This is a genomic window from Streptomyces sp. NPDC086777 (assembly GCF_040702065.1).
GTDB lineage: Bacteria > Actinomycetota > Actinomycetes > Streptomycetales > Streptomycetaceae > Streptomyces.
Genome location: NZ_JBFBJI010000009.1, coordinates 242,013 through 255,454, shown reverse-complemented (window position 1 = coordinate 255,454; position 13,442 = coordinate 242,013). Strand labels below are relative to the sequence as shown.

Here is a 13,442-nt window from a genome sequence, read left to right as displayed (position 1 = left end):
CGAAGGCGCCCGGTACGGCATAGTAGGAGGCGCCACTCGACGACCTGACTAAATGTCCGGTTCAGTCGATATTGTTCCCCCGTGGTGTAATTGGCAGCACTGTGGCTTTTGGTGCCATCTGTCCGGGTTCGAGTCCTGGCGGGGGAGCCATGCCGAGTCCGGGCCCTGACAGCACCGTCAGGGCCCGCTCCCATGTCCCCCAAGAAACGCCCCGGTATCCTGCGGATGTCACCCCCACCATCCAAAAAGCCGAAGGGCAACCCCGTGAGCGCCATTCGCCCGGCAGCCGTCGTCGTTCTCGCAGCGGGTGAGGGCACCCGTATGAAGTCGGCCACACCGAAGGTCCTGCACGACATCTGCGGCCGTTCCCTGGTGGGTCATGTGCTCGCCGCGTCCCGCGAGTTGGACCCCGAGCACCTGGTCGTCGTCGTCGGGCACGCGCGGGAGCAGGTCGCCGCGCACCTCGGCGCGGTCGACGCCGGCGTCCGTACGGCCGTGCAGGAGCAGCAGAACGGCACCGGGCACGCCGTGCGGATGGCGCTGGAGGAACTGGGCGGGTCGGTCGAGGGGACCGTGGTCGTGGTGTGCGGGGACACTCCGCTGCTGACCGGCCAGACGCTGCGGCAACTCGCCGGGGCGCACCACGGTGACGGCAACGCGGTGACCGTGCTGACGGCCCAGGTGCCGGACGCGACCGGTTACGGCCGGATCGTGCGGGACGCGGCCTCGGGGGCCGTGACGGCGATCGTGGAGCACAAGGACGCCTCGGACGAGCAGCGGGCGATCCGGGAGATCAACTCCGGGGTGTTCGCGTTCGACGGGCAGCTGCTGGCGGACGCGCTGGGGAAGGTGCGGACGGACAACAGCCAGGGCGAGGAGTACCTGACGGACGTGCTGGGGATCCTGCGGGAGGCGGGTCACCGGGTGGGGGCGTCGGTCGCGGTGGACCACCGGGAGATCGCCGGGATCAACAACCGGGTGCAGCTGGCGCAGGCGCGGCGGATCCTGAACGACCGGCTGCTGGAGCGGGCGATGCTGGACGGCGTGACGGTCATGGATCCGGCGACGACGTGGGTGGACGTGACGGTGACGTTCGAGCAGGACGCCGTGGTGCATCCGGGGACGCAGTTGCTGGGTTCGACGCATGTGGCTCAGGGTGCGGAGGTCGGTCCGAACACCCGGCTGAAGGACACCCGGGTCGACGCGGGGGCGCGGGTGAGCAACACGGTGTCCGATTCCGCCCATATCGGTGCGGACGCGAGCGTGGGACCGTATGCCTATCTGCGGCCGGGGACCCGGCTGGGGGCGAAGGGCAAGATCGGTACGTACGTGGAGACGAAGAACGCGTCGATCGGGGAGGGGACGAAGGTTCCGCACCTGTCGTACGTGGGTGATGCGACGATCGGCGAGTACTCGAACATCGGCGCGGCGAGCGTGTTCGTGAACTACGACGGTGAGAGCAAGCACCACACCACCGTCGGGTCGCACTGCAAGACGGGTTCGGACAACATGTTTGTGGCGCCTGTCACGGTCGGGGACGGTGCGTACACCGCCGCCGGGTCCGTGATCACGAAGGACGTGCCGCCCGGTTCGCTGGCCGTGGCCCGCGGTCAGCAGCGGAATATCGAGGGTTGGGTGGCCCGGAAGCGTCCGGGGAGCGCGGCGGCGAAGGCCGCCGATGCGGCTTCCCGGCGGGGCGCGAACGAGGACTGACCGGAAACAGGTGCGCCGAAGACGTCGTACCGTGATAAGTGCACACCCGCACCTAACCAGCTGTTTCGCCCTTCCGCGCCGGACACTCGGGGCGCGGAGGATCCAGCTGTACGGCTGAGACACCTCTGAGGAGACAGTGCTGTGACCGGGATCAAGACGACCGGCGAGAAGAAGATGATGTTCTTCTCCGGCCGCGCCCACCCCGAGCTTGCCGAGGAGGTCGCCCACCAGCTGGGTGTCGGGGTCGTCCCGACGAAGGCCTTCGACTTCGCGAACGGCGAGATCTACGTGCGCTACCAGGAGTCGGCGCGCGGTGCCGACTGCTTCGTGATCCAGAGCCACACGGCTCCGATCAACCAGTGGATCATGGAGCAGCTGATCATGATCGACGCGCTGAAGCGTGCGTCGGCGCGGTCCGTCACCGTGATCGTGCCGTTCTACGGTTACGCGCGGCAGGACAAGAAGCACCGGGGCCGCGAACCGATCTCGGCGCGGCTGATCGCGGACCTGATGAAGACGGCGGGTGCGGACCGGATCCTGACCGTGGACCTGCACACGGACCAGATCCAGGGCTTCTTCGACGGTCCGGTGGACCACCTGTTCGCGCTTCCGCTGCTCGCGGACTACGTGGGCAGGAAGGTGGACAAGGACAAGCTGACGATCGTGTCCCCGGACGCCGGCCGGGTGCGGGTGGCGGACCGCTGGTGCGACCGTCTCGGCGCGCCGCTCGCCATCGTGCACAAGCGGCGCGACAAGGACGTGGCGAACCAGGTGACCGTCCACGAGGTCGTGGGTGAGGTCAAGGGCCGGGTGTGCGTCCTGGTCGACGACATGATCGACACTGGTGGCACGATCTGCGCGGCGGCGGACGCACTGTTCGCGCACGGCGCGGAGGACGTCATCGTGACGGCGACGCACGGTGTGCTGTCGGGTCCGGCGGCGGACCGGCTGAAGAACTCGCCGGTGAGCGAGTTCGTGCTGACGAACACGCTGCCGACGCCGGGTGAGCTGAGCCGGGACCTGGACAAGATCACGGTGCTGTCGATCGCGCCGACGATCGCGAGTGCGGTGCGCGAGGTGTTCGAGGACGGTTCGGTGACGAGCCTGTTCGACGAGCAGTGAGCTGTAAAAACGCTTCTGCATGATCGTCCGCGTGCGTCGGACGGTGATCGATTTCTCCGTGGCCTCCCGCGCCGAGTAGACTTCCCCAGTTGCTCGGCGAGGGAGGCCACGCCTCCGTTATCGACGCGCTCTTCGTAGCAGGCCGTTCGTGGCCGGGTGACCACGTCCGTATCTACCTCTACGAGGAGTGATCACCATGTCCGAGGTGAAGATCACCGCCAGCACGCGCACCGAGTTCGGCAAGGGTGCCGCGCGCCGTATCCGCCGCGACAGCAAGGTCCCCGGTGTCCTGTACGGCCACGGTTCGGACCCGCTCCACCTGACCCTGCCGGGCCACGACCTGCTGCTCGCGCTGCGTACGTCGAACGTCCTGATCTCCCTCGACATCGACGGCAAGTCGAACGAGCTGGCGATCCCGAAGTCCGTGCAGCGCGACGCGATCAAGGGCTTCCTGGTCCACGTCGACCTGCAGCTGGTCAAGCGCGGCGAGAAGGTCACGGTCGAGATCCCGGTGCACACCGAGGGCGAGCTGGCCCCCGGCGGCTACCTGCTGGAGCACGTGCTCAACGCGCTGCCGGTCGAGGCCGAGGCCACCCACATCCCCGAGTCCGTGTCGGTGTCCGTCGAGGGCCTGGAGGCCGGCGCCTCCGTCCTCGCCAAGGACATCACCCTGCCGTCCGGTGTGACGCTGGCCGTCGAGGAGGACGCGGTCGTCCTCCAGGTGCTGGCCGCGCAGGCGGAGGAGGCCGGCGCCGGCGAGGGCGCGGCCGAGGAAGCCGCCGAGGCCTGAGCATCGGTTCGGGTGCCGTCTGCTTCGTAGGCGCCCTGCGCTGGTGGCTGTGCCCACGCTCGGCTTCGCTCGCGCGGGGGGACCTCCGTCGCCCTGCGGAACGATTGCCCACAGCAGTTAGGCTCCAGCCGCCGCTCCTTCCAGTGGAGCGGCGGCTGTGGCATGTGTGAGGAGACATGGACGTGACCACCCCCGCAGGCGCCCCCTGGCTGATCGTCGGGCTCGGTAATCCCGGGCCCGAGTACGCGATGAACCGGCACAACGTCGGGTTCATGGTCGCGGACCTGCTCGCCGACCGGATCGGCGGGAAGTTCAAGCGGGCCGGGAAGGCTCAGGCGCAGGTCGTGGAGGGGCGGCTCGGGGCGCCGGGGCCGGGCAGCCGGCGGGTGGTGCTGGCGAAGCCGATGTCGTTCATGAATCTCTCCGGCGGCCCGGTGAACGCGCTGCGCGACTTCTACAAGGTGCCGGTCGCCAACATCGTCGCGGTCCATGACGAGCTGGACATCGACTACGGCGTGCTCCGCCTCAAGCTGGGCGGTGGCGACAACGGGCACAACGGGCTGAAGTCGATGACGAAGGCGATGGGCCCGGACTATCACCGGGTGCGGTTCGGGATCGGGCGGCCTCCGGGTCGTATGCAGGTCGCGGACTTCGTGCTGAAGGACTTCTCCTCGGCCGAGCGCAAGGAACTGGACTACCTCGTGGACCGGGCCGCCGACGCGGTGGAGGCCCTGGTCGCCGAGGGGCTGGAACGGGCGCAAAGCACGTACAACTCCTGACTTGTCCCCCCCTCACCCCTTACGGCAGTTGACCGGCCGTGGGGACATGGCCAATGATCCCGGCCATGCCTGCTGCCTCCGCCGCCTCCTCCCGTACGGCCCCGGTCGACGCGTTGCGTGTCCTGTCGATGGGCGTGGTCGCCGTGCTGATCCTGGTCGCCGGGGTGTGGGGGTCGTGGGGCACCGCGCAGGACGTGATGCTGACGAAGGGCAAGGAGCGGGGCACCGTGACAGTGGCGGCGTGCGGTGCCGACACCTGCACGGGGCCGTTCGCGCCCGCCTCTACCGGCGCCGCGAAGCGCGCGAGTGTCGTCCTCGACAGGTCGGTCGGGGTGCGCAAGGGGCAGACGTACGACGTGATCGTGAAGCCCGGTACCGGGGACGTGGTCCGGTCGGGGGCGGCCGGCGTGCTGTACGCCTGGGTGCCGCTGGGCGGCGCGCTGCTGCTGGCGTCCGTGGTGGTGGCCGGGGGGCTGCGGCTGCGGCGGGTGGCGTGGGTGCTGGGGGGGTCGGGGATCGCGCTGCTCACGGCGGCGTTCGCGGCGCTGCAGTGAGCAGCGCGGAGAACGGCCGGTGCCCCCGGGGTGTACGACCCCGGGGGCACCGTCATGTCCGGCCGGCCGGCGTCAGCCGGTGTTGCGCAGGCCCGCCGCCACGCCGTTGACCGTGAGGAGCAGGGCGCGGGCGAGGAGCGGGTCGGCCGGTTCGCCCGCCGCCGCCGCGTCGCGCTGGCGCTTGAGCAGGGTGACCTGGAGGTAGGAGATCGGGTCCAGGTAGGCGTCGCGGATCGAGAAGGTCTGCTTGAGGACCGGGGTGGCGTCGAGGAGTTCGGCCTCGCCGGTGATCTTCAGGACCTCGGCGACGGTCAGGGCGTGCTCTTCGCGGATCGTGTCGAAGACGTGCTTGAGCTCGTCGGGGACGAGGGTGTCGACGTAGTGCTGGGCGATCCTGAGGTCCGTCTTGGCGAGGGTCATCTCGACGTTGGACACGAAGTTGCGGAAGAAGTGCCACTGTTCGTGCATCTCGTCGAGGACGCCCTCTCCTCCCAATGTTGCAGTCAGGCCGGCCTCGCGCAGCGCCTTGAGCCCGGAGCCGACGCCGAACCAGCCGGGGACGATCTGCCGGGACTGGGTCCAGCCGAACACCCAGGGGATGGCGCGCAGGCCGTCGAGCGAGACGCCGGAGCCGGGGCGGCGGGAGGGCCGGGAGCCCAGGTGCAGGTCGGCGAGCTGGTCCACCGGCGTCGACGCGAGGAAGTACGTCGGCAGGTCGGGGTCCTCCACCAGGCGGCGGTAGGCCGCGTGGGCGGCGTCGGAGACGACGTCCATGGCCGCGTCCCAGCGGGCCAGGGCCTCCACGGACTGGCGGGGGGCGGTGTGCAGGGCGGAGGCCTGCAGGGTGGCGGCGACCGTCAGCTCCAGGTTCTCCCTGGCGAGGGAGGGGATCAGGTACTTGTCGGAGATGACCTCGCCCTGTTCGGTCACCTTGATCTCGCCCTCCAGGGTGCCCCAGGGCTGGGCGAGGATGGCGTCGTGGGAGGGGCCGCCGCCGCGGCCGACGGTGCCGCCGCGGCCGTGGAAGAGGCGCAGCCGCACCCCGTAGCGGTGGGCGACGTCGCGCAGCCGGCGCTGGGCTCGGTGGATCTCCCACTGGCTGGTGGTGATGCCGCCGAACTTCGAGGAGTCGGAGTAGCCGAGCATGACCTCCTGGACGTCCCCGCGCAGTGCCACCAGACGGCGGTACGACGGGTCGGAGAGCATGTCCTCCAGGATGGTGTCGGCGGCCTTGAGCTCGTCGGTGGTCTCCAGGAGCGGCACGATGCCGATCCTGGCCCAGCCGGCGTGCAGGTCCATCAGCCCGGCCTCGCGGGCGAGGACGGCGGCGGCGAAGACGTCGTCGGCGCCCTGGCACATCGAGATGATGTAGGACTCGACGACCTCGGGGCCGAAGATCTCCAGGGCCTTCTTCACGGTCTCGAAGACGCCGAGGGTCTTGGCGCCGGCCGCGTCGACGGGGGCCGGGGTTGGGGCGAGCGGCCGGCGCGAGCGGAGTTCCTTGGCGAGGAGCCTGGCACGGTACTCGCGGGGCATGTCGGCGTAGCGCCAGGACTCCTCGCCGAGGCGGTCGAAGAGCTGGCCGAGGGCGTGGTGGTGGGCGTCGGCGTGTTCGCGGACGTCCATGGTGGCGAGCTGGAGGCCGAACGCGGCGAGGGTGCGGATGGTCCGGGCCAGGCGGCCGTCGGCGAACAGGCCGCCGCGGTGCTCGCGCAGGGAGGTCTGGATCAGGCGCAGGTCGTCGATGAGTTCGGCGGTGCCGAGGTAGTCGCGGCCGGGTTCGTGCGGGGTGCCGGTGGCCAGGCGCTGCTTGGTGTTGGTGAGCTTCTGCCGGATGCAGGTGGCCTTGAGGCGGTAGGGCTCCTCGGCGTTGAGGCGCTTGTAGCGGGGGCTGATCCCGGGAAGCAGCTCCAGGTCGGCCCGCAGGGACTCCAGCAGTTCCTCCGTGGCACCCGTGTAGCGGATGGAGTTGGAGAGGAAGCCGCGGAGTTCGTCGATCATCTCCAGGGCGTCGTTGATGCCGTGTTCGTGCTGGAGGATCAGGACGTCCCAGGTGACCTGGGGGGTGACGTTGGGGTTGCCGTCGCGGTCGCCGCCGATCCAGGTGCCGAAGGTGAGGGGGCGGGTGTCGTCGGGGAGCCTGACGCCGACCCGCTCCAGCTCCGCGGTGAGGTCCTCCAGGACGTCGCCGACCGCGTCGGCGTGCAGCTCGTCCAGGTAGTAGATGGCGTTGCGGGCCTCGTCCGCGGGTTCCGGGCGGACCACGCGCAGCTCGTCGGTCTGCCAGACCAGGTCGATGTTCTCGGCGAGGCGGATGTCGGTGCGGCGGCGGTCGGACTCGATGACCGGGGTGTCCAGGAGCGCGGCGATGCGCCGGAGCTTGTTGAGGACCGAACGGCGTGCGGCCTCGGTGGGGTGCGCCGTGAACACCGGGCGGACGTTGAGGTTCTGCACGGTCTCGCGCAGGTGCTCGGGGTCGGCGTCCTTGAGCCGGTCGGCGGTGCGGGCGAGGAGGCCGCCCTCGGCGGCGCGGCGGGCGCGCAGCTCGCGGCCGCGGTGCACCTGCTCGGTGACGTTGGCGAGGTGGAAGTAGGTGGAGAAGGCACGGACCAGCTTGGCGGCGGTCTCCAGTTCGGTTCCGCGCAGCAGTTCGGCGGCTGCCTCGCCGTCCTCGCGGGTGAGGCGGCGGACCTTCTCGACGAGCTCCAGCAGCTCGGGGCCCTCCTGGCGGACGAGGGTCTCGCCGAGGAGGTCGCCCAGCCGGCGGATGTCGGCGCGCAGTTCACTGCTGGTCGTGGTGGTCTGGTCGTCGGCACTGCTCACAGGTGCGGCTCCTTGCAGTGTTGAAGCTCGTCTGGAGGGAACCCGTCCGTCGGCCGGGCGGCAGGGTGGCGCCTGTCCGCATAGCGGCCGGACATCAGGGAAGGAAACAGAGCGGACCGCGCTGTCCGACCGACTCCAAGGATAGGTGTCCATGAGGACGCGCAGGTGCTGGGGCTCTTGCCGTGAGACGCCCCGCTGCCATACTTACGTCGCCGTAGGTTACGGAACCGTAGGGAAGCTCCTTTGCCGTCCCGTTCGGTCACCGCGGATCGGCGCATCTCTAGACCCTCGACCCCACAGGGGACGCGCATGACCTCCTCTCATTCCGATGTGATCGAAGACCCCCGGAAGGCGGCCGACACCGCGACCCCGTCCGCCACCCTGGGGGGTGAGCGGAAAGGTTCGCTGGAGCAGATCACCCTGCTTCTGTTCATCGTCGTGCCGTTCGTCGCGCTGCTGGCGGCGGTGCCACTGGCGTGGGGATGGGGGGTGAGCTGGCTCGACCTGGGCCTGATGGTGTTCTTCTACTATCTCGGCTGTCATGGTGTGACCATCGGTTACCACCGTTACTTCACCCACGGTTCCTTCAAGGCGAAGCGGCCGCTCAGGATCGCGCTGGCGATCGCGGGGTCGATGGCGGTGGAGGGCCCGCTGGTGCGCTGGGTGGCCGACCACCGCAAGCACCACAAGTTCTCCGACGCCGAGGGCGACCCGCACTCGCCGTGGCGGTACGGCGAGACCGTGCCGGCACTGATCAAGGGTCTGTGGTGGGCGCACATCGCCTGGATGTTCGACGAAGAGCGGACTCCGCAGGAGAAGTACGCGCCGGACCTGGTCAAGGACCCGGCGATCCGGACGATCTCCCGGCAGTTCATCTACTGGACCGTGCTCTCCCTGGCGCTGCCGCCGCTGATCGGCGGACTGGTGACGATGTCCTGGTGGGGTGCCTTCACGGCGTTCTTCTGGGGGTCACTCGTCCGGGTGGCGTTGCTCCACCATGTGACGTGGTCGATCAACTCGATCTGCCACGCGGTGGGCAAGCGGCCGTTCAGGTCCCGGGACCGGTCGGGCAACGTGTGGTGGCTGGCGGTCCTGTCCTGCGGCGAGTCCTGGCACAACCTGCACCACGCCGACCCGACGTCCGCGCGGCACGGCGTGGAGCGCGGGCAGGTCGACTCGTCGGCGCGGATCATCCGCTGGTGCGAGCAGCTGGGCTGGGCGTACGACGTGCGCTGGCCGTCACGCTCACGTATCGATTCGCGCCGCAACACCGGGGAAGGCGGCTCCCCGCAGGGGGCGGAGGCCGCGAAGGCGGCATGATTGACGCCGTGGCGACCGACTCCAGCACCCCCAGTACCGACAAGCAGCGGCGGGCGCGTCGTACCCGTATGACCGGGGCGGAGCGCCGCCAGCAGCTGCTGGAGATCGGCCGCACCCTCTTCGCGGCGAAGGGGTTCGAGGGCACGTCGGTGGAGGAGATCGCGGCGAAGGCCGGGGTGTCCAAGCCGGTGGTGTACGAGCACTTCGGCGGCAAGGAGGGGCTCTACGCGGTGGTGGTCGACCGGGAGATGCGGCGCCTGCTGGACATGGTGACCGGCTCGCTCACGGCCGGTCATCCGCGGGAGCTGTGCGAGCAGGCCGCGTTCGCGCTGCTCGACTACATCGAGGAGTACACGGACGGGTTCCGGATCCTGGTCCGGGACTCCCCCATCCCGCAGTCGACGGGTTCCTTCGCCTCGCTCATCTCGGACATCGCGACCCAGGTGGAGGACATCCTGGGCCGCGAGTTCAAGAGCCGCGGCTTCGATCCCAAGCTGGCCCCGCTGTACGCGCAGGCGCTGGTGGGGATGGTGGCGCTGACCGGCCAGTGGTGGCTGGACGTGCGCCGCCCGAAGAAGGCGGAGGTCGCCGCCCACCTGGTGAACCTGGCCTGGCACGGCCTGGACGGCCTGGAGCAGAAGCCGCGGCTGATAGGGCACCGCAAGGCGTGAGCCCTGCGGTGCCGCGCAGGATGCGCATCAGTGCTTGAAGATGTCCTTCATCTTCTCCTTGGCCTGGCGGGCGTCGCCCTTCGACTGCTCCAGGCGTCCTTCGGCCTCCATGGGCACGTCACGCGTGGCGCGCCCGGTGACCTCCTTGGCCTTGCCCTTGATCTGTTCCTTCTTGCCCTTGGCCTTCTGGTGTCCTGACACCGTCGATCCCTCCTGAAGCGGATAGGTGCGTGGGGTCATTGCCCCGGGTAACCGGAAGCGGGCCGTGGCAAACGGCGGCTCAGGCCACCGGTTCCAGAAACTCCAGACGGTTGCCGACCGGGTCCTGGGAGTAGAAGCGGCGGTGTCCGGGGAGGTCGTGGTCCCAGGTGACGGGAGCGCCGCCGGCTTCGAGGCGTTCGGCACAGGCGTCGATGTCCGTGACGCGCAGTCCCGGGTGGGCCTGGAGGGCGGGCCGGAAGGCGGCCTCGACCCCCAGGTGCAGGTGGACGGTCCCGGCCCGGAACCAGCAGCCGCCGCGCGCCGCGAGCACGGGCGGCTTGGGGATCTCGGTCATGCCGAGGAGACCGGCGTAGTAGGCGCGCAGCAGGTCCTCCGAGCCCGGCGGTGCGGCGAGCTGGACGTGATCGAGGGCGGTGAGCATCAGGCGTCCTCCCTGCGGGCGACGGCGAACAGGCGGCGGAAGGGCAGGAGCGTGCCGTAGGGGGCGCTCGGGTAGGCCTCCCGCAGCAGGTCGCGGTAGTCGGCGACGAAGGCGTCCCGGGCCTCGGGGTCGTCACCGAGGGCGGTGAGGACGGGGCGCAGCCCGGTGCCCTTGACCCAGTCGAGGACGGGGTCCTCGCCCGGCAGGACGTGCAGGTAGGTGGTCTCCCAGACGTCGGTGGCGCAGCCGAGGCGGGCGAGCCGGTCGAGGTAGACGGCGGGCGGGTGCACGGAGTCCTCGTGGCGCAGCACGTCGGCGAGCCGGGCCTTCCAGCGGGGCGTGGCGGCGAGCTCGCGCATCAGGGCGTGCAGGGGCGCGTCGATGTTGTTCGGCACCTGGAAGGCGAAGGTGCCGCCGGGAGCGAGCGCGTCGAGCCAGTCGGCGAAGCGGTCGAGGTGACCGGGGACCCACTGGAGCGCCGCGTTGGACACGATCAGGTCGTACGGCCCGTCGGGTGCCCAGGTGCGCAGGTCGGCGTGGGCGAAGTCGAGGCGTCCGCCGCCGGGGGTGGGGCCCGCGTGGTCGACCTCGGCCCGGTCGAGCATCGCGGCCGAGTTGTCGTAGCCGGTGATGCGCGCGGTGGGCCAGCGGTCGGCGAGGACGGCGGTGACGTTGCCGGGGCCGCAGCCGAGGTCGGCGACGGCCGGGGGGTCGCCGGGGAGGGCGGGAACGTGGGCGAGGAGGTCGGCGAAGGCGCGGGCGCGGTGCCCGGAGTGGCGGAGGTACTGGGCGGGGTCCCAGGCAGGAGTCGTCATGTGCTCCACCTTCCCCGGGCAGATATCTTGATGTCAAGAGACTCGACATCAAGAGACTTCATGTCGACACAACCACTACACTGATCGCCATGGAGGACGAGGTCGATCGGCTGGTCGCTGCGTGGCGCCGGGAGCGCCCGGACCTCGACGTGGAACCGCTCGAGGTGCTCAGCCGGGTGAGCCGACTGGCGCGGCACCTGGACCGGGCACGTCGGCTGGCCTTCGCCGAGCACAGTCTGGAGCCCTGGGAGTTCGACGTGCTCACCGCGCTCAGGCGCGCCGGCACGCCGTACCAGCTCTCCCCCGGGCAGCTGCTGACCCAGACCCTGGTCACCTCGGGGACGATGACCAACCGGATCGACCGGCTGGCCAAGAAGGGCCTGGTCGAGCGGCTGCCGGACCCGAGCGACCGGCGGGGGGTGCTGGTCCGGCTCACCACCGAGGGCCAGGACCGCGCGGACCAGGCCCTGGCGGGCCTCCTCGACCAGGAGCGCGCCATCCTCGGCGAGCTCTCCCCCGCACAGCGGGCCGAACTCGCCGGGCTGCTACGGCAGTTGACGGCGCCGTTCGACAACATCCCCGGCTAGGCGCTCCGCTGGAGCCGCCGCTTCGGGGCGTCTTCCCTCTGCGACACCGTCGTGGCTGGTCGCGCAGTTCCCCGCGCCCCCTGCGGGACGCTGCCGGACCGCACGGCTGAATGCGCCCGGAAGCACCAGACTTCGGACCCCACCGACTGCGACACCGTCGTGGCTGGTCGCGCAGTTCCCCGCGCCCCCTGCAGGGCGCTGCCAGACCGCACGGCTGAATGCGCCCGGAAGCACCAGACTTCGGACCCCACCGACTGCGACACCGTCGCGGCTGGCCGCGCAGTTCCCCGCGCCCCCTGCGGGACGCTGCCAGACCGCACGGCTGAATGCGCCCGGAAGCACCGGACTTCCGACTCCACCGACTGCGACACCGTCGCGGCTGGCCGCGCAGTTCCCCGCGCCCCCTGCGGGACGCTGCCGGACCGCACGGCTGACTGCGCCCGGAAGCACCGGACTTCCGACTCCACCGACTGCGACACCGTCGCGGCTCGTCGCGCAGTTCCCCGCGCCCCCTGCAGGGCGCTGCCGGACCGCACGGCTGACTGCGCCCGGAAGCCCCGGACTTCCGACTCCACCGACTGCGACACCGTCGCGGCTGGCCGCGCAGTTCCCCGCGCCCCCTGCGGGACGCTTGTCAGGCGCTGCTGCTTTCCTCCGGCATGATCCGTCCGGCGGTCCCCAGATCGACGGGGCCGACCCCGGCCCTGCGCGCCAGCGCCACCGCGGCCAGGGTGGAGTGGACGCCCAGTTTGCCGAGGACGTTCTGCATGTGGGTGCGGACGGTGTGCGGGGACAGGAAGAGGCGCTCGGCGACCGCCTTGCGCCCCAGGCCCGCCACCATGCACCGGAGCACCTCGCGCTCCCTCGGCGTGAGGGACTCCACCAGGCGCTCGCTCTCGGTGCGGTGCTTACGGGCCGCGGTCAGCTCCCGCAGCACGCCCGTGAGCAGGGCGGGCGGCAGATGCGTCTCGTCGCGCAGCACGCCCCGGATGACGTTGAGCAGCCGGGAGAGCGAGCAGTCCTTGGCGACCCAGCCGCAGGCGCCGGCCTGCAGAGCCAGGGCCGCGCGCCGCGGGTCGTCCTTCTCGGCGAGGACGACGACCCGGACGGCCGGATGGGCCGAACGGACCCCGGCGACCAGCGATATGCCGTCGACCAGCCCCTCCGCGTTGGCCTCCTGCACGGGCACGGCCGCCCGGCCGCCCGGCAGTTGACCGCCCAGATCGGCGTCGACGAGCAGCACGTCGTAGCGGCGGCCCTCGGCGACCGCGCGCTCCAGGCAGCGCAGCGCGGCCGGACCGCTGCCGGCCGCGGACACGTCGACGTCGGGCTCGGCGGCCAGTGCAGCGGCCAGCGACTCGGCGAAGATGCGGTGGTCGTCGACGACCAGGACTCGGATGCGAACCACGAAACCCCCTTCCCCAGTGCTCTTCACGAGCCGGGGATACCCCAAGGTCCGGAGAACGACGAACCGTGCGGGCACGACACCCGCGGGAGGACGGAACCGCACGGCCGCCGCCGTGCCTGAACTGCTACCCCCACCGCGGGCGTCGTATCCGACTTGTCTCGCCCCCTGATCAGCGCCGGCCCCCACCGGCACTGCTCATCAGAGTACGACCGGTCGC

Annotated in this window: 13 protein-coding genes and 1 tRNA gene; 9 read left to right on the top strand and 5 right to left on the bottom strand. The window is 70.7% G+C overall.

Annotation, left to right across the window (positions count from 1 at the left end):
• Positions 1 to 75: 75 nt before the first annotated feature.
• The 6 genes from AB0472_RS15945 (at position 76) to AB0472_RS15920 (ending at position 4,958) form a co-directional block, all read left to right on the top strand.
• Positions 76 to 150, top strand: a tRNA-Gln gene (locus AB0472_RS15945).
• A gap of 114 nt (positions 151 to 264) precedes the next feature.
• Positions 265 to 1,713 carry a bifunctional UDP-N-acetylglucosamine diphosphorylase/glucosamine-1-phosphate N-acetyltransferase GlmU gene (glmU, locus tag AB0472_RS15940; protein ID WP_366356939.1) on the top strand — a complete coding sequence of 483 codons (1,449 nt, stop codon included), beginning with the start codon at positions 265 to 267 and terminating at the stop codon, positions 1,711 to 1,713.
• Positions 1,714 to 1,854: 141 nt separating this feature from the next.
• On the top strand, positions 1,855 to 2,835 hold the full coding sequence (locus AB0472_RS15935; protein ID WP_366356937.1) for a ribose-phosphate diphosphokinase: 981 nt from the start codon (positions 1,855 to 1,857) through the stop codon (positions 2,833 to 2,835).
• Positions 2,836 to 3,031: 196 nt separating this feature from the next.
• Entirely contained in the window at positions 3,032 to 3,625 is a 594-nt protein-coding gene (locus AB0472_RS15930) for a 50S ribosomal protein L25/general stress protein Ctc (protein WP_366356935.1), read from the top strand.
• A 176-nt stretch (positions 3,626 to 3,801) separates the two neighbouring features.
• Entirely contained in the window at positions 3,802 to 4,404 is a 603-nt protein-coding gene (pth, locus tag AB0472_RS15925; RefSeq protein ID WP_366356933.1) for an aminoacyl-tRNA hydrolase, read from the top strand.
• A 53-nt stretch (positions 4,405 to 4,457) separates the two neighbouring features.
• The gene (locus AB0472_RS15920) at positions 4,458 to 4,958 is read left to right on the top strand and encodes a hypothetical protein (protein WP_366356931.1); all 501 of its coding nucleotides are present in this window, start codon (positions 4,458 to 4,460) and stop codon (positions 4,956 to 4,958) included.
• Between the two features lie 72 nt (positions 4,959 to 5,030).
• On the opposite strand, the gene ppc is transcribed toward AB0472_RS15920, so the two are convergent.
• A complete protein-coding gene (gene ppc / locus AB0472_RS15915) occupies positions 5,031 to 7,781 on the bottom strand; it encodes a phosphoenolpyruvate carboxylase (RefSeq protein WP_366356929.1) in 2,751 nt (916 codons plus the stop codon).
• A gap of 309 nt (positions 7,782 to 8,090) precedes the next feature.
• Here ppc and AB0472_RS15910 point away from each other — a divergent pair, with 309 nt between their 5' ends.
• On the top strand, positions 8,091 to 9,101 hold the full coding sequence (locus AB0472_RS15910) for a fatty acid desaturase (RefSeq protein WP_366356927.1): 1,011 nt from the start codon (positions 8,091 to 8,093) through the stop codon (positions 9,099 to 9,101).
• On the top strand, positions 9,098 to 9,772 hold the full coding sequence (locus AB0472_RS15905) for a TetR/AcrR family transcriptional regulator (protein WP_351957297.1): 675 nt from the start codon (positions 9,098 to 9,100) through the stop codon (positions 9,770 to 9,772). The genes AB0472_RS15910 and AB0472_RS15905 overlap by 4 nt, the downstream gene beginning before the upstream one ends.
• 27 nt (positions 9,773 to 9,799) lie before the next feature.
• Here AB0472_RS15905 and AB0472_RS15900 read toward each other — a convergent pair whose 3' ends face one another.
• The 3 genes from AB0472_RS15900 to AB0472_RS15890 all read right to left on the bottom strand — a co-directional run bounded on the left by AB0472_RS15900 (position 9,800) and on the right by AB0472_RS15890 (position 11,230).
• A complete protein-coding gene (locus AB0472_RS15900; RefSeq protein ID WP_366356925.1) occupies positions 9,800 to 9,973 on the bottom strand; it encodes a CsbD family protein in 174 nt (57 codons plus the stop codon).
• Positions 9,974 to 10,052: 79 nt separating this feature from the next.
• A complete protein-coding gene (locus AB0472_RS15895; RefSeq protein WP_366356923.1) occupies positions 10,053 to 10,415 on the bottom strand; it encodes a VOC family protein in 363 nt (120 codons plus the stop codon).
• Positions 10,415 to 11,230: a trans-aconitate 2-methyltransferase gene (locus AB0472_RS15890; protein ID WP_366356921.1), complete on the bottom strand. Its 816-nt coding sequence runs from the start codon at positions 11,228 to 11,230 to the stop codon at positions 10,415 to 10,417. The genes AB0472_RS15895 and AB0472_RS15890 overlap by 1 nt, the downstream gene beginning before the upstream one ends.
• Before the next feature lie 89 nt (positions 11,231 to 11,319).
• Here AB0472_RS15890 and tamR point away from each other — a divergent pair, with 89 nt between their 5' ends.
• The gene (tamR, locus tag AB0472_RS15885; RefSeq protein WP_352366911.1) at positions 11,320 to 11,817 is read left to right on the top strand and encodes a MarR family transcriptional regulator TamR; all 498 of its coding nucleotides are present in this window, start codon (positions 11,320 to 11,322) and stop codon (positions 11,815 to 11,817) included.
• 634 nt (positions 11,818 to 12,451) lie between these two features.
• On the opposite strand, the gene AB0472_RS15880 is transcribed toward tamR, so the two are convergent.
• On the bottom strand, positions 12,452 to 13,225 hold the full coding sequence (locus AB0472_RS15880) for a response regulator transcription factor (RefSeq protein ID WP_366356919.1): 774 nt from the start codon (positions 13,223 to 13,225) through the stop codon (positions 12,452 to 12,454).
• Positions 13,226 to 13,442: the final 217 nt, after the last annotated feature.